The following is a 20,937-nucleotide window of genomic DNA, read 5'->3' as shown; positions in this document are numbered from 1 at the left end:
TCGTCGCTGTCGTGGGTCGTCGATCCACCATGAGGCCCTTCGGGGGCCCCGCAGTCTCCCTCCTCGGGGTGCTGCTCCTGTTCGCAGCCCTGCTCGCGCCGAGCTGGGTGCGCGCCGAGATCGATGGTGACGACGACCCCGAGGCCCCCGCGACGCGGGCCCAGGCTCACGCGCTGCTGCCCGCGGCGGCCGGCTTCGACCCCCTGACCACCGCGCCAGATCCCCGCGTCGAGCAGGTCTCCGTCGACGGGCCCGTGTCGGCGCCCGGCCTGGACGAGGCCTGCGACGCGCCCGAGCAGAGCTCGGTGAGCGAGCTGGTCGACTGCGGCGCGGAGTGGTCCCAGTCCCTCGACGAGCCGGCCCTGGTCAGCCTGCTGCGCCGGGTGCTGCTCGAGGGCACGCCCGAGCAGTGCACCGAGCTGCTGACCGAGCTGTGGGAGCGCGAGAGCTGCCAGGTCGGCGGGACCGAGTGCGGCAAGCTCATCGCCGGCGGCCTGCCCGGGCCCGCGCCCAAGCTCGCCAACGCGTCGACCGGCGACACCTTCCTGGCCCAGCTGAGCGCGCCCATCCCCGGCGCGCGCCGGCTGCCGCTGCCCGCGGACGCCAGCTTCCGCGCCCTGCTCACGCCCACGCCTCCCTCGCCGCCACCTCGGTCCTGAGCGCACCCTCTGTCCGCCTCGGCAGCGCCCGTCCATTCGGGACGCGCTGCCCGGCGTGGACCGGTCCCGCGCGGCTGCACGCCTCGTCCTGGGATCGGTGACCACACCGAACCACAAGCAACAGGCGGACTTCGTGCTGCTCGCCACCTCGAGCGCCATCCCGCACATCGGCGGGACTTCGACGCGCGCTCGCGGGGGCACCCCCTCAGGAACCGAAGTGCACCATGACTCAACAATCTAGGCTTTCGCGCGCGCGGGCGGTCGTCTCCGCTTGCTCGCTGGCCCTGCTCGCGGCCGCCGTCACTGTCACGATGGCCGGCTGCCCCGCCAAGCCAGATCCGCTCCAGGCCGGGACGAACATCGACCTGCGCCGCTACTACGTCGAGCTCGACGAGCGCGACCGGGAGTACGCCCTCGGGGGCGAACAACCCCTGGTCACCATCGTGCTGTGGACCGACTACGCCTGCCCGCCCTGCGGGCGGACCTGGCAGGTCATGAAGCACCTCGTCGAAGACTACGGCGACGACGTCCGCGTCGTGTTCCGGGCCGGCACCGTGCCCGGCTTCCAGCACGGCGAGCGCGCCACCGAGGCCGCGCTGGCGGCCGGTGCCCAGGGCAAGTTCTGGGAGATGCACTGGCGCTTGTTCGAGAACCCGGAGGACTTCTCCCGCCCGGTTCTGCGCAAGCACGCCGAGGTCATCGGCCTCGACGTCAACCAGTTCATGGACGACCTCGACACCGGCGCCTACTCGGGCGACCGCGTCCGTGATCGTCGCCGCGCCACCGAGCTCGGCCTGTCGGCGCTGCCCGCCGGCTTCGTCAACGGCCTGTTCGTGCTCGGCTTCAAGGAGGAGGCCGGCTGGCACGCGCTCATCGACCGCGAGCTCGCCAGCGCCCGCCGGATGATGCAAGAGGGCATCAAGCGCGAGGCCGTCTACGCCGAGTTCATGCGCACGGCGAAGCACGGCCAGGTCACCGAAGACGGCCCCGAAGGTCAGGGCTCGGCCGAGGCCGAGGCCGAGCGGCTCATGGCCGAGCGCAAGGCCATGGCCGAGGCGGCCAAGGCCCCGCAGACCGAGGGCCCCAAGCACGACCAGCGCTACGCCATCCCGACCGGCGCCCCAGGCTACGGCCCTGCGGACGCTCCGGTAGTCCTCGTCGAGTTCATCGACTACCAGTGCCCCTACTGCCGCAAGGCCCACGAGGAGATCGTGCCCGCGCTCATCGAGCGCTACGGCGACGACCTGCGCGTGGAGCTGCGCCACCTGCCCCTCGAGATCCACGCGGGCGCTGCCCCGGCCGCGCGCGCGGTGATCACGGCCTCGCGCCAGGGCAAGGCGACCGAGTTCCACGAGGCCTTGTGGAAGCTCGACGGCGGGGGCCTGGGCTTTTCGACCTTCGTGCGCCTCGCCGACGAGCTCGGCTTGGACAAGGAGGCATTCGAGCGTGACTTCCAGACCCGCGAGGTCAGCGACGCCCTGGTGGCGGACCTGCTGCTCGCGCGGCGCCTCGGGGTCCGGGGCACGCCAGGCTTTTTCGTCAACGGTCGCTTCGTCGACGGTGCCCGCAGCGTGGGGACCTTCGAGGGGCTGATCGACGAGGAGCTCGAACGCGCCAAGGCGCTCGCGGAGCAGGGCACTGCGCGGGCCGACTTGAACGCAGAGCTGATGCGCGGGGCCCTGGGCCCCGAGCAATACCCCAACGCCCACATCCAGATGACATCCAACGCGGCCGGACAGCTCGGCCAACTCTGAACCCTCCGGTTCACTCAGATTCCAACACAGGACAACATCATGAAGCGCTTCCTATTCAACTCCTTCATCGTCGCCGGCCTCGCCGGAGGCCTCGTGACCACCTCGGCCTGCGTCGAGCCCCCGGCCAAGTCCGAGGGCGGCGGCGAGGGTGCCGACGGCGACGCCCCCGCGGGCACCGGCGCCTTCGTGACCATGGATCAGGTCGACGACGGCCTGAAGGACAAGGTCACCGGCGATCGCTACCAGATCACCTACCAAGAGGGCGACATGTGGCACGGCGCCGAGTCGGGCGCCCTGGTCACCATCGTCGAGTACTCGGACTTCCAGTGCCCCTACTGCTCGCGCCTGACCGACGCCCTGCGCGAGCTGGCCGAGAAGCACCCCGAGGACGTGCGCATCGTCTTCAAGCACTACCCCCTGGCCATGCACCGCGACGCTCGCCCGGCCTCCGAGGCCGTGCTCGCCGCCCACGCCCAGGGCAAGGAGTTCGGCTGGGCGATGCACGACATCGTGTTCAAGAACGCCCGCAAGCTCAGCAAGGACGACCTGATCGCCTACGCCGAGCAGGCCAAGGTCCCGGACATGGACAAGTTCAAGGCGGACCTCGAGGGCAAGACCTTCGGCGGCGCCGTCGAGGCCGACATGACCCAGGGCAAGCGCTTTGGCGTCACCTCCACGCCCAGCTTCTTCATCAACGGTCGCCCGCAGCGCGGCGCCAAGAACCTCGAGGCGCTCGAGAAGCTCGTCGAGGAGGAGAAGGCCTTCGCGCAGACCCTGCTCGACGCGGGCGCGACCCGGGACAACCTCTACGCCCACATCATGCGTCACGCCAAGACCAAGCGTGAGGCCCCCAAGCGCCCCAACAAGAAGAAGCAGGGCAAGCAGGCCGGCAAGCCCGACCCCGCGGCCAACTACGCCGTGCCGGTCACCGATCGCCCGATGAAGGGCAAGGCCGAGGCGCTCGTGACCATCGTCGAGTACTCGGACTTCGAGTGCCCCTACTGCCGCAAGGTGCTCCCGACCCTCACGCAGATCGAGGAGGAGTACGGCGACGACGTGCGCGTGGTGTTCCGCCAGCAGCCCCTGCCGATGCACAAGAACGCCAAGCCGGCGGCCCTGGCCGCCCTCGCGGCGCACAAGCAGGACAAGTTCTGGGAGATGCACGACGCCCTGTTCGAGAAGGCCGGCTCCGAGCGCGGCGCCCTGGGCAAGGAGGGCGTCTACAGCGAGCTCGCCACGCAGCTGGGCCTCGACGTCGCCAAGTTCGAGGCCGACATGAAGGACCCCGAGCTGGCCAAGATGATCGCCGAGGACCAGAAGGTCGCGCAGCAGTTCGGCGCGGGCGGGACCCCGGCCTTCTTCGTCAACGGCCGCTTCGTCTCGGGCGCGCAGCCCTTCGAGGCCTTCAAGGCCATCATCGACCAGGAGAAGGCCAAGGCTGAGAAGTTCATGGCCGACAAGGGCGTCAAGCCCGAGGATCTCTACGAGGAGATGCTCAAGGGCTGGGAGACCGAGGTCAAGGCCCCGCCGATCGCCGATCACCAGCGTCGCCAGTTCGACCTCAGCGCCGTCCCCGGCAAGGGCAACACCACCGATCCGAAGCTCACCATCGTCGAGTGCTCGGACTTCGACTGCCCCTACTGCACCCGGGGCGCCAAGCTCATCGAGGACATCTTCGCGGCGCCGGAGTACAAGGACAAGGTCGCCTTCTACTTCCTGAACTTCCCGCTGCCCATGCACAAGAACGCCGAGTCGGCGCACCGCGCCGCGGTCGCGGCCGGCAAGCAGGGCAAGTTCTTCGAGATGCACGACGTGCTGTTCGCCAACAAGGGCAAGCGCACCGAGCAGGACTACCGCGACTTCGCGGCGCAGATCGGCATCGACGTCGACAAGTTCATCGCCGACTGGAACTCCGAGGAGACCGCCCAGAAGGTGCAGGACGACAAGGCCGTGTGCGCCAAGAACGGCGTCTCGGGCACGCCCAACTTCTTCATCAACGGCCGCTCGATGCGTGGCGCGGTGCCCTTCGAGATGGCCAAGGCCGTCCTCGACGAGGAGCTCGCCGGCGGCTTCGAGGCCAAGAAGAAGGGCGCGCCCGCCAAGAAGGACGAGGCCAAGAAGCCCGAGCCCAAGAAGGAGGACGACGCCAAGTAGCCGGCGACGTCCCCTCGGAGACCCCCAGCGCCCGCTTCGGCGGGCGCGCCGAGGGGGTCTCCCCCCCACCTCAGAGCCCCAGCCGCGGCCCAAACCCGCGTTCGCCCCGCATGAGCCCCGCGTGGCTGGAGTCCTGAGGTGGGGGGTGGAGCCCGCCGAGACTGTGCGCTACCACTCCCGCCGGAGTCCTCGATGTCCGACTACGACGACACCAAGACCCGCGACGACGAGACCCTCGACGAGTCGCAGACCAATGCCGAGATCGCCGAAGCGCTGCGCCTGTCCCGAGCCAAGAAGGCCGGGGCCGGCGGCGCGTCGGTGACCACCGAGTCCACCGAGGCGGCCGCGCCTTCGGGGGTCGGGGAGGACGCGCCCCAGGAGCCCGATCCTGCGCAGGAGGTCGAGGCCGCCGAGCAGGCGGCCAAGGACGCGAACCGCAAGGACGTGGTCAAGAGCGCCTTCCTCGGCAACCTCGTGTTCGTGCTCGGCTTCGTCGCCACGCTGATCGCCGGCTACTACGTCGGCCAGTGGGCGCGGCTGAAGTTCGGCGACAAGCCCCAGCCCGACGGCGGCGACCGCTACCGCGTGGAGCTGCGCGGCGACGAGCCCCAAAAGGGCCCGGACGACGCGCTGGTGACCATCATCGAGTTCGCCGACTTCCAGTGCCCCTACTGCGAGCAGTCCGTCGAGCCCCTCGCGGCCGCGATGGACAGCTACGAGGGCGACGTCCGGCTGATCTTCAAGCACTACCCGCTGCCCGGGCACCGCCTGGCCGCGCCGGCGGCCTACACCTCGTGGGCGGCGCACCAGCAGGGCGAGTTTTGGATCTTCCACGACCGCCTGTTCGCGGCCAAGTCGGCCATCGACGACACGCCCGACTGGATCAAGGAGCTGGGCCTCGACGCCGAGAAGTTCGGCCGCGACATGGAGTCCCTCGACGCGCGCTCGGCCGTCGACGAGGACATGGCCGCGGGCGGCAAGGTCGGCGTGACCGGGACCCCGGCCTTCCTGGTCAACGGCCACATGTACCGGGGCAAGCGCGACGAGCTCGGGTGGAAGAAGATCATCGCCGCCGAGCTCGACTACGCCGAGGAGATCAAAAAGAGCGAGGGCCTCGCCCGCGGGGAGGTCTACGACTTCCTGATGAAGGACGCCCTCGACAAGCAAGTCGGCGCGCCCGAGCGCAAGGCGGCCCCCAAAAAGCGCCGCCCCGGCGAGCCCGACGACGTCTCGGTCTACGCCGTGCCGATCACCGGCGCCCCGGCCAAGGGCCCCGCGGACGCGCTGGTCACCGTGGTCGAGTTCGCCGACTACCACTGCCCCTACTGCGTGCGGGTCAAGACGGCCGTCGACAAGCTGGCCGAGACCTACCCCAACGACGTGCGCGTCGTGTACCGCCAGCGCCCGCTGGCCATGCACCCCAACGCCCGCGACGCCTCGCGCGCGGCCCTGGCCGCGCACCAGCAGGGCAAGTTCTGGGAGATGCACGACAAGCTGTTCCTGCATCAGGCCCAGACCCTCGACGAGTTCGAGAAGCTCGCCGCCGAGCTCGGCCTCGACGTGGAAAAATTCGTCACCGACTACGACGGCGAGGCCGTCGCGGCGGCGCTGCAGTCCGACCTCGAGGTCGCCCAGCGCTTCGGCATCAGCGGGACCCCGGCCTTCTTCGTCAACGGGCGCTACCTGTCCGGGGCGCAGAGCTTCGCGGTCTTCGAGCAGGTGTTCGAGGAGCGCCGCGCCGAGGCCAAGGGCCTGGTCGACGCCGGGACCCCAGCCAGCGGCGTGTACGCGAAGATCATCGCCGACGGCAAGCCCACCGCGAAGGACTGAGGCGTGAACGAGGACCAGGACGCGCCGCAACGGATGATCTCGGCGGTCAGTGAGCCACGCTCGGCTCGCTCGGCCGCGGGCATGACCATCGACGACGCCAGCGTCGACGGGGAGAGCTTCGACGGTGAGGACGAGGGCGCGGCCGCGCTCGCGGCCCAGCTCGAGGCCCGAGACCCGCGCCTGGACCTCGACATCCCGGCGCCCTCGCGGGCCGCCAAGCCGCGCGGCTCGTCCATGGACGCCCTGAGCCTGGCCGCCCTGGTCTGCTTCGTGCTCATCGGCGGCGTGCTGGTGTTCGCGCTGGCCCAGGCCCTCGTGCCCGCGGCCAAGGCCCAGATCGGCGCCGCGTGTCGGCCCATGGCCCCCGAGCCGCGCTCGGGCCCAGCCCCCAGCCTCGAGCTCGAGGACCTCGAGGGCAACGCCGTGACCCTGGCCGACTACCGCGGGCAGTTCGTGATCCTCAACTTCTGGGCGACCTGGTGCGAGCCCTGCACCCGCGAGTGGCCCGACCTCGACATCCTCGCCGACCGCCTCGGCGAGCGCGAGGACGTGGTCATCCTGGCCGTCGGCGTCGACGAGGACAAGGCCGAGCTCGCGCCCTACCTCGAGCGCATGGGCCTGCTCGACACCAGGGTCGAGGTGCTGTGGGCCAAGGGCGAAGAGGCCCACAAGCTGTTCGGCAGCGAGAAGATCCCCGACACCTACTTCGTGAACCGCGAGGGCGAGCTCGAGTCGGTGTTCGTCAACGTGCGCGCGTGGGGCAAGGCCCAGGCGGTGCGCTGCGTCGAGCGCTCGGCGGGCTGAGTCGCGGACGTGGGGCAGGGCGGGCGTCAGCCCGCGATCAGGATCTCCCTGCGGTAGATGAAGATCCACCGTCGCAGCGGCTCTTCGGGGAACTCGTCGGCCTTGAGCGCGCCGTCGGGAGTCAGCAGGTTCAGGCCGCCGTGCTCGAGGGCGGCGATGACGACGCCGTCCTCGGTGATCGCCAGGTCGGCGACGGCGAGCTCCTCGTCGCAGCCGCCGCTGTAGCTGTCGGGGTAGGCGAGGGAGTCGATGCGATCGCCGCGTTGGATCGTGACCGAGCGGCGCGAGCTCGTCCACGCGGTCACGCCCTCGCGCGAGACGATCCGCGCCCGGCCCCCGCTGCGGCTGCCGATGCGCTGGGGTCGGGCGTCGAGGCCGACGCGCCAGACCTCGCGCGGGGTCAGGGCGAACACCGTGGTCGCGGACGCGCCGAGGGCGAGGATGGGCTCGCCGAGCTCGACGGTGCGGGAGCGCTCGGCTCGCTCGCCCTCGAAGGCGACGCGCAGGCGCGAGGCCGCGGCCTGGTGGAGCTCGCCCTCGACCCAGGCCGCGCCGCCCTCGAGCAGGGTCAGGCAGCGGCGCACGGGGCCGAGCTCGCCGTCATCGGCCGGAGCTCGATCGGCGCCGTCGGTGCAGCGCCACGAAGCCGCGAGCCCGTCGACGGCGAGGGCGTCTCCGCGCTGGTCCAGGCCGCGGACCCGCCCGGCCTGGGTCCCGCGGCGGCGCGGGCCGGCGGCGCTCAGGGTCGCCTCGAGGCGGGGCGAGTCGATGCCCGCGAGGTCGAGGGCGTAGCTGCGCACCCCGCCCTCGCGGCGCGCGAGGACCAGTCGATCCGGGAGCGCCGCGAGCTCGGTGAGGTCCGCGTCGAGCTGAACCCGGGCCCTCGGGGCGTCGCGGACGTGCAGCTGCAGCTCCGACCCGCGCAGGGACGCGAAGGTCCAGACCTCGGCGGGCCACACGGCCACGCGGGTGCGCAGGGCGTCGCCCTTTTCCCAGCGCAGGCCCTGGGTCCCGAACACGTCGTCGAGGTCCGGGGGGCGCAGCCCGAGCTCCCCGAGCTCAGGGTGTCGGAGGCTGCGGCCCGGGGCCGCGTCGCGCCAGGCGACCGCGGCCTCGAGCTGGTCCGGAGACAGGGCGCAGCGGCGCAGGTCGAGGTGCTCGAGGTGCTCGAGTCCGGCGAGCATGCGCGGGTCGAAGCCCGCGGCGGGGCCTTCGAGGCACAGCCGACGCAGGTTGGGCAGCAGGGACAGGCACAGGGTCTCGGCGACCTGGACGTCGCGGTAGTCGAGCTTGGCCGAGCGCACCGAGCTCAGGGCCTCGGTCAGCTCGCCGAGCTCGTCGACGCTCGCGCTCAGGTCCAGCTCGAGGTGCTCGAAGTCCCGGTCTTGCAGCCACGCGTAGACCAGCGGCCAGGCGTCCGCGTCGAGGCGGGAGCCCAGCGCGACCCCGCGGCAGCGGATCAGGGCCAGGTCGAGGCAGTCGATGGCCGTCGGCAGCTCTTCGGCCTTCGAGGGCAGGCTGACGCGGGCGACGACGAGGGGCTGGGTGGCGATCCAGCTCGGATCGATGGCGGCGTGGTCCCAGTCGGAGAGCGACAGCTCGACGACCATGCCCGCGTGCACGCGGAGCTGGTCGACGTTGGGCGCCGCAGCGAGGGCGGCGTCGAGGGTGTGCTCCCAGGCCTCGGCCGGCGGGGGGAGGCCGGCGAGCTGGGCGGCCATCAACGCGCCGCGGGGGTCGCCCACGCTCAGCAGCGCGTCGGACAGCACGGTCCGGTGGCTGCGATCGCCCGCGTGGGCCCGGAGGGTCTCGAGGAGCTCGGCCTGGGACACCGCTCCAGTTTAGACGGCGGACTGCTCGAAGGCGCTCTGGATGCGGCTGCGCCCGTCCTGGAGCCGCGCGCAGAGCTTCTCCACGCGGGTCTCGGCCGCACGCATCATGTCGACGAAGCGCTGGGTCTCGCGGACGATGGCCGACAACCGTGGTGAGCTCGCCAGGGCCTCGTGGATCACCAGGCGCAGGTCGTGGGCGCGGCCGACCTGCTCGGGGAGCACGGGCACGAGGGCCTCCGAGTCCTCGTTGCCGACATCGGGCATGCCGACGTCGGGGACCATGGCGATGCCCATGCCCGCGTGGGCGCAGCGGCGCAGCAGGCTGCTGTTGGCGCTGGTCATCGCGGGCTCGACCTCGCAGTAGTGCCCGTTGGCGCACGGCCAGCGCCCCGGATCTTCGCTCGGACACAGCCAGCTCATCAGCGTGTGCTCGGCGAGGTCCTCGACGCGCTCGGGGGTGCCGTTGCGGCGCAGGTAGTCGGCGCTGGCGAGCAGGCCCATGCGCATGCGCGCGAGGGGGAAGGCCGTCCATGGCCCCTTGGGTGTGCGCACGCCGAAGTGGGCGGCGAGGTGGAAGTCGTCCTGGGCCCGCAGCGGGTCGTCGCTGAAGTGGATCGTCGCGCGCAGCTTGGGGTAGCGCATGCGCATCACCTGGATGAGCGGCGTCAGCCCGGTCACCGGCGCGCCCTCGGGCAAGACCACGCGCAGCTCCCCGGAGGGCTCGCTGTCGACCTCGCGCAGCGAGGACAGCAAGGCGCCGGCTTGTTGCAAGAGCTCGCGCCCGTTGTCGGCGAGCAGGGCCCCGGGCTGGGTCAGGCTCACCCCGGAGTTGCTGCGCTCGAACAAGGTGACCCCCGCGCGCGCCTCGAGGGCGTTGACGCGGCGACGCAGCGTGGCCCGGGGTTGGCGCAGCTCCTGAGCCGCGGCGAGGAAGGAGCCCGTCTTGGCGACGGCGAGGAAGGCACGAAGTTCGTCTAAGTCCATGGTTGCGTCGGGGGCGAGCGGCGGAGCGTCCATGCTCCGATCTGGTGGTCGCTCCGCGCAGTTGTTTCCGTCACGTTTTTTGGCCCAGAAAGGGCTCACACAGGGGTCTGGCGGCTGTTGTAGCCACTCGCGAACCCGACTTGGAAGCGGGCCTCAGCGCAGCTCGAGCTCGTTGCGCAATCGCTGAGCCCACCCGCTGAGCCCGCTGCGCGTGGCCTCGAGCTCCTGCGGCGTCGCGGCCAGCGCTTGCATGTGCTCGTCGAGGGCGATCCGCGCCCGTCGCATGCGCGCCTTGACGGTGTTGACCTTCATGTCGAACACCACCGCGATGTCCGCGATGGCCATGCGCTCCCAGTAGTGGAGCTCGAGCATGATCTGCGAGTCGATGGGCAGGTGGCGCAGGGCGTTGAGCAGCAGCTTGGACTCGGCCTGGGCGACGAGCAGGTGGGTCGGCGAGGGATCCAGGCCCGCGAGCGAGGTCTCGCCGGCGTCGAAGCGGGCCCGATCGCGGGTCGTGTTGCGCAGCTGCTTGAGCAGCTTGTTGCGCGCGATGGCGAACAAGAAGGCCCGGAAGCTGCCCTCGGATCGGAAGCGCTCGATGCCCTCGATGAGCCCGAGGAAGGTCGCCTGGACCAGGTCGTCGGTCTGCGGCCCGAGCTTGTGGAGGAAAAAGCGGGCGACGGCCTGGTAGTGGCGCTCGACCAGGCGCTGCCCCGCGACCTTGTCTCCGTCGCGCCAGGCTTGGAGGAGGAGGTCATCCGTCGGCTCGGGGTGATCCACGGTCAAATGGTAGCGCCGCGCGCCGCGTGGCGACATGTCGGGGCGGACGCGCAACCAGGACTTGCGCTGCTCGCGAAGCGCGCGAGAAACTGAGGCCATGACTCGGGGCGCGCGACTGATCTGGGTGTTGAGCGCGTGCGCGCTGGTGGGCGGGCTCGCGTGCACCATGGGCAACTCGCAGTTCGGCGACAAAGGCCGCGGCGACGGCAAGGGGGACGACGCGGGGACCGACGAGGAAGAGGACGAGGAAGGTGAGTCCGAGGAGAGCGTCGGTGAAGAGGCCGCGGACGAGACGGCCGGCGCCGCGTCCGAGGCCCCGGACACGAGCGCCGATGACTCACCGGTCGAGTGCGAGGCCATCGAGGCCTACAACGACTGCGTCCTCGCCGTCGGGTGCGAGCCCCTGATGGTCGGCGAGCTCGTCCCGGCGGGAGCGGAGGGCTACTGCATCGAGCCTGCGGAGTACATCGAGTGCCGCTTCGTCGAGGACTGCATCGAGGGCGGCGAGCCCTTTTGGTGCAACCAGAACTCCGAGGGCATCATCCACTACCCCGCGTGCGTGCCGGCCGAGGCCGTCGACGAAGGCTTCATGTGCGAGCCGCTCGGCGAAGATCTGGGGCCGTGCTGATCGAGGCCGTGGGCCCCGCGCGGCGCTGAGTCGTGGACGTGGGGCAGGGAGGGCGTGGCGTCGTCCACGACGGCTAAAACAGACAAAGGGGCGGGAACGGCCGCGCAGGGGCTGCGCCGCTCGTCGGGCGCCGCGCGGTTGCGGGGGCCAACGCAAAATCCGAAGCTTGGGCGATGGTTCCGGGCGGGCGCGACATCAACGGCGGGACCGCCGACACGATGCTCAGCGAGCTCTCGTCCTACTCCTTTGGTGAGGACACCGTCGCGGCGACGATCGGCGGCGACGGGGAGCACTTCGAGGAGGAGATGCCCGAGCGAGTCGGGCGCTACCTGATCCTCGATCGCCTCGGGGCCGGTGGCATGGGCGTGGTCTACTCGGCCTACGACCCGGACCTCGACCGCAAGCTGGCCATCAAGCTGCTCCACGGTGACGACGGCCGCAGCGAGCGGGCGACCTTGAGGCTGCTGCGCGAGGCCCAGGCCCTGGCTCGGGTCTCGCACCCCAACGTCATCCAGGTCTACGACATCGGGACCGTCGACGAGCGCGTGTACATCGCGATGGAGTTCGTCGACGGCCAGTCCCTCAAGTCCTGGCTGCGCGAGGAGGCCCGCAGCCTGGCGCAGATCCTCGCGACCTTCTCCCAGGCCGGGCACGGCCTCGCGGCGGCCCACGCCTGCAAGCTCGTCCACCGCGACTTCAAGCCCGACAACGTGATCGTGACCCCGGCGGGGCGGGTGGTGGTGCTCGACTTCGGCATCGCCCACGCCCTCGCGCGGGCCGAGGATCCGGACCACAGCCTCGACGAGAGCATCGAGCGGCGCCGCTTCATCGAGCACTCGGCGAGCCACCGCCTGGCCAGCACCGAAGAGCGCGAGCTGAGCCGCTCGACGCCCTCGATCCACGAGCGCTCGGGCACGACCTCGCTGGCCCTGGACACGGAGCTGACCCGGGCCGGGGCGATGGTCGGGACGCCGGCCTACATGGCCCCGGAGCAGTTCGACAGCGCCGAGACCGACGCGCGCGCGGACCAGTTCTCGTTTTGCGTCGCGCTGTGGGAGGCGATCCACGGCCGGCGGCCCTACCTGGGCGAGTCGCCCCTGGCGCTGTGGCAGGCCGTGCGCGACGGCAAGCTCCAGCCGCCCTCGACCCGCCGCGTGCCCCCGAAGCTGCACCGGGCCCTGGTCCGCGGGCTGCAGACCGAGCCCGAGGATCGCTTCGCGTCCATGGACGAGCTGCTCGCGGTCGTCGATCGCGACCCGCGGGCGACCCAGCGGCGGATCAGCGCGGGGGTGGTGTTCGCGATGGCGCTGGTCGCGGGGGCCTGGGGCCTCGACGCGGCCCGGCGGGCGGGGCAGGCCGAGCAGGGTCCGCAGTGCACGGGGGCGCAGGCGCGGATCGCCGAGAGCTGGAACCCGCAGCGCCGCGCCGCGCTCGAGGCGGCCTTTGGCGGGACCGAGCTGCCCTTCGCGGCCAAGGTCGCGCCGACCGTGATCGGGGCCCTCGACGGCTACGCCCACGAGTGGCAGCTGGCCCACACCGACGCCTGCGAGGCCACCCACGTCCGCGGGGAGCAGTCAGCCGCGCTCTTGGATCTGCGCATGTCCTGCCTGGAGCGGCGCCGCGCCGGCCTGGACGCCCTGGTCGAGGTCCTGCTCGAGCCCGACGCGACCGTGGTCGAGAACAGCATCGAGGCCGTGCACAAGCTCCCGGCCATCGCCGCGTGCGGGGACCGCAGCGCGCTCGAGGCCAGCGAGGCCCAGGCCAGCGAGGCCCGGAGCGCGGGCGAGGGCGAGCGCATCGCGATCCTCGACGAGGCCCTGACCCGCGCGCGCGCGCGCCGGGACGCTGGCGACGTCGAGGGGGCGCTGGCGATCGTCGAGGGCGCCCACACCCGGCTGCGCGCCACGGTCGATCCCCAGGCGGGGCCGTCCGCGGCGATGCAGGCCGCGACGGCCCGGGCGAGCCTCGAGCACGGCCTCACTCAGCTCGAGGGCGGCAATTTCGACGCCGCCGGCCTCAACCTCCACGAGGCCTTCTACGGCGCCCTGGCCACGGGCGACGCCTCGGTCCAGCTCGACGCGGCCCTGGCCCTGCTGCAGCTCACCGGCGACCGGCAAAAGCAGTTCGAGGCGGCGGGGCACTGGGCCCGGATCGCGCGGGCGCTGGTCGAGCAGCACGAGCGGCGGGGCGCGGCCCTGGCCGTGGGCGGCGAGGAGGACGGCCGGGCGCCCAGCCGCGAGCGCGTCTTGCTCGAGTACTTCGTCGGCTTGATGCACTGGCGCCAGGGCGAGCTCGACGAGGCGCAGGCGGAGCTCGAGGGGGCGCTGGCCCTCGCCTCGGCGAGCACGAGCGGGGCGGCCCCAGGCGAGGACATCGAGCGCGAGCTCCTGGCGATCCGCGTGCGCAAGGGCCTGGGCAGCGTGTTGTGGGCCAAGGGCGAGGCCGAGGCCGCCGCCGAGCAGTTCCAGCTGGTCGTCGACACCCTGCGCGCGACCCTGGGCGCGAGCCACCCCAAGGTCGGCTCGGCGCTCAACAACCTCGCCAGCGCCCACTTCGCCCAGGGCCGCTACACCCTCGCCGAGGCCGAGTTCATCGAGACCCTCGACCTGTTCGAGGGCAGCTACGGCGAGGGCCACCCCAGCGTGCTCAACGCCTTCAACAACCTCGCCGTGGTCCGCGGTCGCCAGGGCAAGCAGGACGCCGCGCGCGAGACCCTCGAGCGCATCGTCGAGCTCCAGGCCAAGCACCTCGACGCCGACGACCCCCAGCGCGCCTCGACGTGGAGCAACCTGGGCCGGGTCTACAACAAACTCGGGCGCTACGAGCAGGCCGCCGAGGTCCACGCGAAGGCCTACGCGCTGCGCCGCTCGGTGTTCGGCGAGGAGCACGACGAGAGCCTCAGCTCGCTCGAGGGCCTGGCCACGGCCCAGGTCCACCTCGGCGAGCACGAGCGCGGCCTGGCGAGCTTGCAGGTGGCCCTCGACGCCCGCGTCGAGACCCTCGGCGAGGACCACCCCTCCGTGGCCGAGACCCTCGTGGTCTACGCTCACGCCCGCGCGGCGATCGGCGAGCGTCGAGCGGCCGTGGGCTTGCTGCGGCGGGCCCTGGCCCTGCGCGAGCGCAACCTGACCGCGGAGCACCCGGACCTGGCCGCGAACCTGGCCCTGCTCGCCGCGCTGCTCATCGAGGACGGCGAGCGCGACGAGGCGCGGGCGCTGATCGAGCGCTACACGGCCATGGAAGCCGCCGCCGCCCCGCCGGCGACCGATCGGGCGAGGGCGCACCTTTGCCGCGCGCGCCTGGCCGAGCCCGGCTCGCCGGAGGTCGGCGAGCAGGCCCGCGCGGGCCTCGAGCTGCTCGAGGCCTTCGAGGACGTCGAGTCCAAGGCGCTACGCCGCGCCCTCGAAGCCGCGGCGGACTAGTTGAGGGCTAGCCCCTCACAGGCACGCGCACATGTCGAGCACGCCGTCGCCCTGGACCAAGGTCACGTTGAGCACGTAGTCGCCCGCGTCGCCCAGGCCCAGGGAGATGCCGTCGACGACGATGGTGAACCAGTCGTCCTTGGGCGCGGTGTACTCGAACAGGTTGATGTCGTCCTCGGTGCACTCCTTGGCCTTGCCCACGCAGTCGGCCTCGTCGTGGATCTTGACCCGCGGGTCCCAGCCGCCGATGGCCACCTGCTGCACGGTGACGATGTCGCCGGCGTACAGCCAGATGCGGAAGAAGTGGTCCTTGCCCGTGTCGAGGTTGCCGGGGTCGTCGTGCGGCCCGCAGTTCTCGGTGTCTTCGTTGGTCGCGGCGTTGGTCGTGCCGCCGTGGGTGAAGCCCAGCTTGGCCTCGGTCCGCCCGATGATGTAGGGGTCGTCGCAGGTGTTGGGCTGGTTGTTGGAGGCCCCGTCGCAGATCGCGATGCAGGGGTCCTCCTCCATGGTGTCCGTCTCCTCGGTGGTCTCCTCGGTGGACTCCTCGGTGCTCGTGGACTCCGTCGACTCTTCCGTGGACTCCTCGGTGGACTCCTCGGTCTCCTCGTCCGTGGTCGCGTCGTCGTCGATGCTGCTGTTGTCGGCGTTGCCGCTCGAGAAGCTGGCGCTGAAGCTGCCGGGGGACTCGTCGCCGTCGCCGGACGAGCAGGCGCCCAGGGCAAGGAGGCAGGTCGACGCGAGGGTGAGGGGAAGGCTGCGCTGGAGCATGGTCAGGACCTCGAAAACAAAGAGGTGCAGTCAGTGTCGGGTGCCTGGGCCGAAGCTGCAAGGGCCCGCGGGGCCGTGAGTTCCGCGCCGACGCGGGCTCGGCTTTGTCCCAGGAGCGCTCGAAAGCGGCGCAGGGCCGGCGAAAGGGGTTCGCTGCGGCCCTGTCTGGAGGTGGGGCGCCCGCCACGGGGCCCAGGCTCACGCGCCTGGGCCCGGAGGGTCGAGTTACTCGACGGGCACGCAGGCCTCGACCTCGACGGTGTCCGAGTTGTTGTTCTCGAAGCACTCGAGGGTGGTCTGGCCGCCCATGCCGTCGTCGTTGGTGACCATGGTGATGGTCCCCGAGGTCTCGTTGTCGATGACGCAGGAGACCTCGCGGCACTCCTCGACGGGCACGGGCTCCTCGGTGTAGGCGACGCACAGGATCACGCCGTCGGCGGGGTCGCCGAGGTAGAAGGTCGCGGGCAGGGTCGAGCCCACGGCCTTGAGCCCGCGGTTGCACACGGTCCCGGTCAGCACGGTCTCGCCGTCGACGATCGAGCAGGTCGCGTCGTCGAGCTCGCCGGTGATGTCGGGCAGGGCGTCGGGGGGCGTGTCGCCCTGGCGGTTTTGGCGGTAGTTGTTGAGCTCGGGGTCCGAGTAGTTTTGGTTCACGCCCCAGCTGGCCGCGTCGGGGATGCTCAGGTCATCGTTGACGTTGGTGATCGAGTAGGCGTGCTGGTTCCACAGGTTGCGCGAGGAGGCCCAGCGGTCGAGCTGGTCGCGGAGGATGCGGACGCCGGTCTGCGCGATGCCGGGGGGGTGCGTGGCCCGGCACACGTTCGCGCCCATGCCCGGGGTGTTGGCCAGCGGGGCCGTGCACGCGTGCTCGGCCGGGCACTCCGTATCGTCGACGCAGCGACAAAAGCCCTCGTCGCACACGCCCGAGGGGCAGCCCTCGCCGTCCTCGCAGCGCACGCCCTTGTGGATCGGGTCGAGCAGGGGGCAGGACACCGAGCAGTTGCCGTTGCTGCCCACGAGGATCTCGGTGTTGTCGTCGTTGTCGGGGTCGGCGACGATCGGGTTCTCGTACCAGGTGCACGAGGTCCGCGAGGACGAGTAGAGCACCTCGCCGGTGGCGCCCTCGTAGACCCGCACGAAGCACTCGTCGCCGTAGATGGCCTCGGCCTCGCCGTCGCCCTCGAAGTCGAAGATCGACGAGCCCGTGGTCGCCGAGCTCAGGTCCTGGCTGGGCTGGATCCACCGGGTCCAGGTCGCGGCGCAGCTCGGGTCGCTGCCGTCGCAGTCGAGGTCGAACACGCGGTAGAAGTTGCCGCCGGCCGAGGCGATCTCGGGCAGGCCGTCGTTGTCGAAGTCGCCGATGGTCGGCGGCCCGCCCCCGGTGATGCCCCCGGTGATGGTCATGATGTTCTCGCCGTCGAGGGTGTCGAGGTAGACGGCGCCGGAGATCACCGTGACGATCTCGGCGATGTTGTCGAGGGCGTCCTCGTTCCACTCGCCCGGGTTGACGCCGGGGCTGCCGAAGTCGGCGAAGGCGTAGTGGCGCCCGCCGGGGCCGCCCGGGGCCTTGTAGACCCAGGTGCTCGTGCCCATGTCCCACTCGTGCACGTCGGTGGCGATGAGCTCGGGGATGAAGTCGTGGTCGAGGTCGCCGACCACCGAGATCACGCCGTTGGCGGCCCCGGTGATGACCTGCCCGGGGTTGAGGCGCACGCCGGTGACCCCGTCGTAGACCTCGGAGCCCGAGATGACCTCGGGCATGCCGTCGCCGTCGAGGTCGTGGATCGAGGGCCCGTCCCAGCGGCTGACGCCGGCGAGGTTCGACTGCCCGCTGGTGTTCCAAAAGGGCTCGTAGGTCTGGGTCTGGGCGTTGAAGGTGAAGGCGATGAGCCCGGAGTTGGCGCGCTGGGTGACGATCTCCGCGTTGCCGTCGCCGTCGAGGTCGCCGATCGCCGGGGGCGAGGCCGCGACGATGGGGTTGGCCGGGTCGTGCACGTTTTGGATCAGCGAGCAGTCGTCGCCGTCGAGGATGCGGATGACCCCGTAGTAGGCCGGGTCCGAGCCCCAGCCCGCCTGCGCGCCGCCGTCGGTGTAGTTGTAGCTGACGATGATCACCTGCCCGGCGTGCTCCTGGTCGAAGGGCAAGTTGGCGACCAGCGGGGTGGTCAGCACGTTGACGTGGCTGGGGTAGGGGTCGCCCTCTGCCGGGGCCGTCCACTCGCACTGCACGTCGGGCTCGAACAGGCCGATGATGATCTCTTGCTCGCACTCGGGGTTTTGGGTCCCGTAGGGGCCGGAGCCGAAGGGGATGCACGCGCCCTCGTCTTCGCCCTCGGGCAGGCAGTCCGGCGCCTCGCAGCAGTAGGTGTCGCCGTTGCAGTCGTCGTGGGTCTCGCACGGGCCCTCGCTGGGCAGGCACATCTCGTCGACGCAGACCTCCCCCTCGGGGCAGTCGCTGCTCACCTCGCAGGGTCCGCCGCCGCTGGTCTCCGCGCTGTCCGTGTCGGTGGTGTCGTCGTCGAGGGTGGTCGAGGACTCGTCGGCGCTCTCGCTCGACTCCCCGTCGGTCTCGGTCTGGTTGCCGAGGGTGTTGCCGGCTTCGTCGTCGAGGCCGGGGTCGTCCGCACGCCCACCGTCGTCGCCGCACGCGGCGAGGGTGAAGCTGAGGGTCAGGCCGGTACACAGGGCGAGGAAGCGGGGCGTCGTCAGGTCCGAGGTCATGGCAAGCTCCAAGGCTGTCGAGGCTATCAAGATGCTGCGCGGATCAAAGCTGCGCAGCCCCGTGCACCCGTTCCAACTCGGTGGCAGCTCGGTCGCGACGGTTGGTGCCTACTCGTCGGTCGAGGCGGCCTCGCGCGCCTCGAGCTCAGCGAGCAGCACGCCGAGGTCTCGGTGCAGCCGGGCGGCTCGGGCGGCGCCGATCGCTTCGGCGAGCTCGGTCTCGAAATCGCGCAGCACCGCGAAGCCGTCGAGGATCGACACCCCGGGCGAGCGCGAGAAGCAGATCAGCTTGGCGCGGCCGTCCTCGGGGTCGGGGACGCGCTCGAGGGCGCCCATGGCCTCGAGATCGTCGACGAGCTGACCCACGGCCTGCTTGCTGATGCCCATGCGCCGGGCGAGCTCGGTCAGCCGTGTTCCCCCGTGATCGATGTGGGGATAGAGCTTGGTGTGGGCCGGGCGGATCCGCGGCGCGCCGGGGGTGGTGGGCAGGCGCGCCACGGCCTGCTCGTCGAGGAGCCGTGCGCACTTGAACAGGCGCTGCGCGAGGCTCTGCGCCTTCACGGCCTCGACCGCGGCGACGAACTCGACCTCCGCCTCGTCCGCCTTCGTCTTGCGCCGGGGCGCCACGGACTCAGCTTGCCCAGGCCCGACAAACAAGTCAAGTAACCTTGACTAAATCGTCAGCCATGCTTGACTATCTTCATCATGCTCCGCGCCATCGACGAGAACTTGTGGTGTGTCGACAGCTCCGTGCGCGTCGCCCCGGGGGTCCGCTTCCCCGCGCGCATGACCGTCGTGCGCCACGCCGAGGGGGTGCTGCTGCTCTCGCCCTTGCCCATCGACGACGCCCTCGCGGCCGAGCTCGACGCCCTCGGCGAGGTCACGGACTTGTTCGCGCCCAACCTCTTCCACCACTTTTGGCTGGGCGACGCGAGCGAGCGCTACCCCAGCGCGACCGTCCACGCCCCGCCGGGGCTGCGCGCCAAGCAGCCCGGGGTGCGCATCGACGAGGCCCTGAGCCCGGCGCGCTGCGGCGCCGAGGGGGCGCCTTGGCTGGGGGTCTTCGACCTGCACCACCTCGACGGCGCTAGCGACCTCGACGAGTACATGCTCTTTCATCGACCCACGCAGACGCTCATCGCCACGGACCTGCTGTTCAACATGCGCGAGGTCGAGGGCGCGCTCACGGGGCTGGTGCTGCGCATGGCCGGGGCGTGGAAGCGGCCGGCGCAGAGCCGGCTGATCCGCTCGATGACCGACGACCGCGGGGCCGCCAGGGCCAGCGTCGAGGCCCTGCTCGACCTCGACATGCAGCGGGTGATCGTCGCCCACGGCGAGCTGCTCGAGGGCGCCCCGGGCGAGGTCCGGGAGACCCTGCGCGGGGCGCTGAGCTGGATGCTCGCGGCCTAGACCGGCCTAGACCTCACGCGTCCACAGGCTGTCCTGGTAGCGCTTGACGTCCTCGATGAAGCGCTCGGGGTAGACGTTGCGGAACTTGTGGTGGTCCCGGGGGATCACGTCGACCATGAAGGCGATCATGTCCTCGGGGTCGAGCTGGAGCTCGTCGCCGGCGAACAGCGCCTGGACCTCGCGGATCGGTCGCTCCGGCGTGAAGTGGTGCGCGGGGTCGTACCACTGGTCGAGGGTGTCGTACATGCGGTCGTTGAAGCCCGTGCGGAAGGGCCCGGGGTTGATGGTCGCGATCTGCACGCCGGTCCCCTCCATCTCCTCGCGCATCAGCTGCACGATCGGCTCGAGGGCGTGCTTGGACGCGACGTAGGGCGCGAGGAAGGGGAAGGTCGAGAAGCCGGCGATCGACGAGGTGAACAGGATCTTGCCCTTGCCGGCCTTGGCGAAGTAGCGGGCGAAGGGCTGGGTGAAGGCCAAGGTGGCGAACACGTTGACCTCGAACACCCGGCGGACGCGGTCCACGGGGATCTCGGCGATGGGTCCGGTCTCGCCGGTGGCCGCGTTGTTGACGAGGATGTCCAGGCGGTTGGCGTAGCGCTCGAACACCCGGGCGCGATCGTCCGCGTCGAGCAGGTCGAGCTTGGTGACCTCGAGCTCGAGGCCGCGGGCCTCGGCGGCGGCCCGCAGCGCGGTGGCCTGGGGCCAGTCGTGGACGGCGGCGATGACGGTGTGGCCGCGCTCGGCCAGGCCCAGGGCGGTGCCCTCTCCGAGCCCCGAACCCGCTCCGGTGATCAAAATGGTCTTGCTCATGGTGGTGTCTCCTTCGTGGTCGCGGGTTCAGATGATCTTGGCGCCCGTGTAGACCGCAGGCTTGCCGTCGAGGAGGGCCTCGAAGCGCCCGAGGGCGCGCTTTAGGTGCGGCGTCTGCCAGTGCGCCGACTCGGCCTCGGCGTCCCTCCAGCGCTCGTAGGAGAGGATCACCTCCGGGCGTTTGTGGTCACGGATGAAGCCGTACTCGAGGGCTCCGGGCTCCTCGCGCGTGGCCGCGGCGAGGGCTTCCAGGGCGGCGATCAGCGCGTCGACCTGGCCAGGCTTTGCCACCAAGATGGCGATGGTATACACGTTTTCGTTCACTACACTCTCCTCGTGTCGTGCTCCGCGGGCGTCGTCCGCCGCTGGAGTCGAGGGCAA

The 20,937-nt window shown here is 71.2% G+C and carries 16 protein-coding genes; 8 read left to right on the top strand and 8 right to left on the bottom strand.

The window, feature by feature from the left end; genetic code table 11:
• The 5 genes from PPSIR1_RS30855 to PPSIR1_RS44325 form a co-directional block, all read left to right on the top strand.
• A partial coding sequence (locus tag PPSIR1_RS30855) for a hypothetical protein (protein WP_232296571.1) occupies positions 1-659 on the top strand: 659 nt, incomplete at its 5' end.
• 311 nt (positions 660-970) lie between these two features.
• Positions 971-2,413 (top strand): DsbA family protein, encoded by a 1,443-nt coding sequence (locus PPSIR1_RS30850; RefSeq protein WP_006975152.1) that lies wholly within the window; start codon positions 971-973, stop codon positions 2,411-2,413.
• 39 nt (positions 2,414-2,452) lie between these two features.
• Positions 2,453-4,567, top strand: coding sequence for a DsbA family protein (locus tag PPSIR1_RS30845; RefSeq protein ID WP_006975151.1), 2,115 nt, complete (start codon positions 2,453-2,455; stop codon positions 4,565-4,567).
• Between the two features lie 192 nt (positions 4,568-4,759).
• Positions 4,760-6,397, top strand: a complete 1,638-nt coding sequence (locus PPSIR1_RS30840) for a DsbA family protein (protein WP_006975150.1) — start codon at positions 4,760-4,762, stop codon at positions 6,395-6,397.
• Between the two features lie 3 nt (positions 6,398-6,400).
• The gene (locus PPSIR1_RS44325; RefSeq protein WP_006975149.1) at positions 6,401-7,201 is read left to right on the top strand and encodes a peroxiredoxin family protein; all 801 of its coding nucleotides are present in this window, start codon (positions 6,401-6,403) and stop codon (positions 7,199-7,201) included.
• A 26-nt stretch (positions 7,202-7,227) separates the two neighbouring features.
• Here PPSIR1_RS44325 and PPSIR1_RS30830 read toward each other — a convergent pair whose 3' ends face one another.
• The 3 genes from PPSIR1_RS30830 to PPSIR1_RS30820 form a co-directional block, all read right to left on the bottom strand.
• Entirely contained in the window at positions 7,228-9,033 is a 1,806-nt protein-coding gene (locus PPSIR1_RS30830; RefSeq protein ID WP_006975148.1) for a hypothetical protein, read from the bottom strand.
• 9 nt (positions 9,034-9,042) lie between these two features.
• Positions 9,043-10,017, bottom strand: a complete 975-nt coding sequence (locus tag PPSIR1_RS30825; protein ID WP_006975147.1) for a LysR family transcriptional regulator — start codon at positions 10,015-10,017, stop codon at positions 9,043-9,045.
• A 153-nt stretch (positions 10,018-10,170) separates the two neighbouring features.
• Positions 10,171-10,797, bottom strand: a complete 627-nt coding sequence (locus PPSIR1_RS30820) for an RNA polymerase sigma factor (RefSeq protein ID WP_053335461.1) — start codon at positions 10,795-10,797, stop codon at positions 10,171-10,173.
• Between the two features lie 97 nt (positions 10,798-10,894).
• Here PPSIR1_RS30820 and PPSIR1_RS30815 point away from each other — a divergent pair, with 97 nt between their 5' ends.
• A complete protein-coding gene (locus tag PPSIR1_RS30815; protein ID WP_006975145.1) occupies positions 10,895-11,425 on the top strand; it encodes a hypothetical protein in 531 nt (176 codons plus the stop codon).
• A gap of 173 nt (positions 11,426-11,598) precedes the next feature.
• The gene (locus PPSIR1_RS44320; RefSeq protein ID WP_006975144.1) at positions 11,599-14,847 is read left to right on the top strand and encodes a serine/threonine-protein kinase; all 3,249 of its coding nucleotides are present in this window, start codon (positions 11,599-11,601) and stop codon (positions 14,845-14,847) included.
• Between the two features lie 15 nt (positions 14,848-14,862).
• Here the strand turns inward: PPSIR1_RS44320 and PPSIR1_RS30805 are convergent, their stop codons facing one another.
• From PPSIR1_RS30805 to PPSIR1_RS30795, 3 genes are all read right to left on the bottom strand, one after another.
• On the bottom strand, positions 14,863-15,615 hold the full coding sequence (locus PPSIR1_RS30805) for a hypothetical protein (protein WP_006975143.1): 753 nt from the start codon (positions 15,613-15,615) through the stop codon (positions 14,863-14,865).
• Positions 15,616-15,840: 225 nt separating this feature from the next.
• Entirely contained in the window at positions 15,841-18,336 is a 2,496-nt protein-coding gene (locus PPSIR1_RS30800) for an FG-GAP repeat domain-containing protein (protein WP_006975142.1), read from the bottom strand.
• Between the two features lie 108 nt (positions 18,337-18,444).
• On the bottom strand, positions 18,445-18,963 hold the full coding sequence (locus PPSIR1_RS30795) for a MarR family winged helix-turn-helix transcriptional regulator (protein WP_006975141.1): 519 nt from the start codon (positions 18,961-18,963) through the stop codon (positions 18,445-18,447).
• Between the two features lie 78 nt (positions 18,964-19,041).
• Between PPSIR1_RS30795 and PPSIR1_RS30790 the strand changes: the two genes are divergently transcribed.
• Positions 19,042-19,746, top strand: a complete 705-nt coding sequence (locus PPSIR1_RS30790) for a DUF4336 domain-containing protein (RefSeq protein WP_006975140.1) — start codon at positions 19,042-19,044, stop codon at positions 19,744-19,746.
• A gap of 6 nt (positions 19,747-19,752) precedes the next feature.
• On the opposite strand, the gene PPSIR1_RS30785 is transcribed toward PPSIR1_RS30790, so the two are convergent.
• Positions 19,753-20,556, bottom strand: coding sequence for an SDR family oxidoreductase (locus PPSIR1_RS30785; RefSeq protein WP_006975139.1), 804 nt, complete (start codon positions 20,554-20,556; stop codon positions 19,753-19,755).
• Positions 20,557-20,583: 27 nt separating this feature from the next.
• Positions 20,584-20,847, bottom strand: a complete 264-nt coding sequence (locus PPSIR1_RS30780; protein ID WP_157596142.1) for a putative quinol monooxygenase — start codon at positions 20,845-20,847, stop codon at positions 20,584-20,586.
• Between the last annotated feature and the right edge of the window lie 90 nt (positions 20,848-20,937).

It is taken from the genome of Plesiocystis pacifica SIR-1, assembly GCF_000170895.1.
GTDB classification, from domain to species: Bacteria; Myxococcota_A; Polyangia; order Nannocystales; family Nannocystaceae; genus Plesiocystis; species Plesiocystis pacifica.
Note: the sequence above shows the minus strand (reverse complement) of the source record. Positions and strands in the feature narration are given on the sequence as shown.

Bases quoted from the DNA above. Each gene is read 5' to 3' on its own strand.
- PPSIR1_RS30850 (WP_006975152.1), top strand. From the start codon at position 971: ATGGCCGGCTGCCCCGCCAAGCCAGATCCGCTCCAGGCCGGGACGAAC.
- PPSIR1_RS30845 (WP_006975151.1), top strand. From the start codon at position 2,453: ATGAAGCGCTTCCTATTCAACTCCTTCATCGTCGCCGGCCTCGCCGGA.
- PPSIR1_RS30840 (WP_006975150.1), top strand. From the start codon at position 4,760: ATGTCCGACTACGACGACACCAAGACCCGCGACGACGAGACCCTCGAC.
- PPSIR1_RS30825 (WP_006975147.1), bottom strand. From the start codon at position 10,017: ATGGACTTAGACGAACTTCGTGCCTTCCTCGCCGTCGCCAAGACGGGC.
- PPSIR1_RS30815 (WP_006975145.1), top strand. From the start codon at position 10,895: ATGACTCGGGGCGCGCGACTGATCTGGGTGTTGAGCGCGTGCGCGCTG.
- PPSIR1_RS44320 (WP_006975144.1), top strand. From the start codon at position 11,599: ATGGTTCCGGGCGGGCGCGACATCAACGGCGGGACCGCCGACACGATG.
- PPSIR1_RS30805 (WP_006975143.1), bottom strand. From the start codon at position 15,615: ATGCTCCAGCGCAGCCTTCCCCTCACCCTCGCGTCGACCTGCCTCCTT.
- PPSIR1_RS30800 (WP_006975142.1), bottom strand. From the start codon at position 18,336: ATGACCTCGGACCTGACGACGCCCCGCTTCCTCGCCCTGTGTACCGGC.
- PPSIR1_RS30790 (WP_006975140.1), top strand. From the start codon at position 19,042: ATGCTCCGCGCCATCGACGAGAACTTGTGGTGTGTCGACAGCTCCGTG.
- PPSIR1_RS30785 (WP_006975139.1), bottom strand. From the start codon at position 20,556: ATGAGCAAGACCATTTTGATCACCGGAGCGGGTTCGGGGCTCGGAGAG.